This window comes from Metabacillus rhizolycopersici (assembly GCF_020075705.1).
Map to the genome: position 1 here is coordinate 1 of NZ_JAIQUM010000189.1, position 2,106 is coordinate 2,106.

The following is a 2,106-nucleotide window of genomic DNA, read 5'->3' on the forward strand; positions in this document are numbered from 1 at the left end:
AAAATCACGGAAATAATAAATATACCAATCATTAGTAATTGAATTAATACTTTCGCTATACTTCCACCTAAAAAACCAACAACAGTAGCTGAACCTACCTTTATTGCTTTTAGCCAATTCTTTTGAATGATGTATTCTGTAACAAGTACCGCTAAAAAAGGTATAAGTATTATCCCGAAAGGAGGGATGATAAACGAACCAATTATCGTTGCAATAGTAGCGATCCTCTCCGAAGTTTTAGAACCTCCGTATTTTTTTACGAAGTAACTGTTTGCGATGATATCCGCTGCGATTAAAACGACAGTTATTACTAGCATTCCAATCCAGAACCATATGGATAGTTCGTTTGAGTTAATAAGAAAATGGTATACTGCAAATCCACCCCATAATACAACAATTGAAGGAATAATAGGATAGATGATACCTACAAAACTTAAAATAAATAATATGGCTACAGTAGCCCACCACAAAATGTCCATTTTGTCACCTCTATTCAAGCAAATATTTTTTAGATTCATTATGTTTTTTAATTTTAATAAAAGTATCTTTATTAATTACGTTTTTCGTTTACGTTTAGTTTCATAGTTTTTGTGGCAGTGGATATTTCCCCCGTCTAAACCCATAAATATATAACATTAAGAGACTTCCTGCTAAAATAAAACGGATGGTCCCCATAGTTAACGGTGGGGATGAAAGTAAGCCAAATTTCACAGAGACAGCTCCAGATGTCCATAGGATGGTAAACAATATACCAAGCAGCACAATATTCACTCTCTTCATGCTCCTAATATATACCATTATTTAACGGTTGTAATTTTAAATTATAGCATACTAGAACAAGTAATAATATTCACAAATGGAATAAGATTGTGAAAGAATGTACTTAAACTATAGGGTGCTTTAGCTTAATAAGAAATTGCATAACGAGTAAAAACAAAGAAGAGCCAAACCCTTGCTACTACTGGGGTTGGCTCTTCTTTGTAATTCCGGAAATTAGTTTTATGCAAACTAAAAATATGTAGAGTATTCATATTTCCCTTAAAAATTTTGTTCAACTAACAGGCCGTTGTTGAACAAATAAATGTGATCATTACTATTATTTTAATAAGGATTTCAACTAACTCAATATTGTAATAAAATACCTTTTTTACCGTAAATATCAATATTTATGCTAACATATATATAAACGGACGTATGAAGGTATCAAATTTGATAGATAGTTTGACTACTATAAGGGAGTTCAGCCGACAAAACGTGGATATTATACGCTAACAATTACCAAAAACGTTCGTTTATAAAATATGCGTTTTGTCAGTGCTACCCCATAAAGAAAGTTAATGTAATAAATGATTAGGCAATAACAAACTTTCAAGGAGGAATAATCAATGATTATCATTTATGCATTTATCCATGTTAACCCTAAGCATCGTAAAGAATTTCTTGAACAAGCTGTGCAAGTAACAATACAGTCCCAAGCTGAAGAGGGAAATATCAGCTATCGCTTATATGAAGAGACAGACCAACCAAATAAATTCGTTATATTGGAAGAATGGAAAGATCAAACAGCTATTGAACATCATGAAGAAACTTCTCATTTCAAGAAATTTATCAATGATGTCCCTGATCTTTTACTTGAACCACTACATGTAGCAAAGTACGTTGTTTCCACAAAACACTGAATAATAAATTCATTTTTACATTGTTATTAACTATTTAATTATTAAATTGGAAACGTGCGGAGAAATGTGGGCATTTTTTCGTTATCTTATTATACTTTAAAACACCGGTTACCTTGCTGTTGGATCGCTTTACTCTGAAACAAATATCGACAGAAGGCTGGGAAATAAGAAGTTTAGGCAAGTTTTTGGTCATTTTAATTTTCCAGCTCCATTACTTAAGTAGGGAATTGAGAAGAAAAGTAATATATACAATTATACTTCCATTCAGTAAAAATAGCTGCCGAACGGCAGCTATTTTTACACGCTGTTGAAATAAGATTCTGTCAACCCAAATAACGTGGAATTTTTGAGGTTTTTTGGTGAGTCACTTATTTCAGAAAGCATTATTTTATGAAAACCTCGTTTTTTAAAGCTCTGATTTCCCGTG

The 2,106-nt window shown here is 32.1% G+C and carries 3 protein-coding genes; 1 reads left to right on the forward strand and 2 read right to left on the reverse strand.

Annotated features, from left to right (window positions below; translation table 11 throughout):
• Window positions 1-479 (reverse strand): DUF456 domain-containing protein (locus tag K9V48_RS27815; RefSeq protein ID WP_224142289.1); only part of this gene is annotated, 479 nt, incomplete at its 3' end.
• Window positions 480-579: 100 nt separating this feature from the next.
• Window positions 580-771 (reverse strand): EamA family transporter, encoded by a 192-nt coding sequence (locus K9V48_RS27820; RefSeq protein WP_224142290.1) that lies wholly within the window; start codon window positions 769-771, stop codon window positions 580-582.
• Between the two features lie 614 nt (window positions 772-1,385).
• Here K9V48_RS27820 and K9V48_RS27825 point away from each other — a divergent pair.
• Window positions 1,386-1,679 carry a putative quinol monooxygenase gene (locus K9V48_RS27825; RefSeq protein ID WP_224142291.1) on the forward strand — a complete coding sequence of 98 codons (294 nt, stop codon included), beginning with the start codon at window positions 1,386-1,388 and terminating at the stop codon, window positions 1,677-1,679.
• Window positions 1,680-2,106 lie beyond the last annotated feature (427 nt).

Bases quoted from the DNA above. Each gene is read 5' to 3' on its own strand.
- K9V48_RS27825 (WP_224142291.1), top strand. From the start codon at position 1,386: ATGATTATCATTTATGCATTTATCCATGTTAACCCTAAGCATCGTAAA.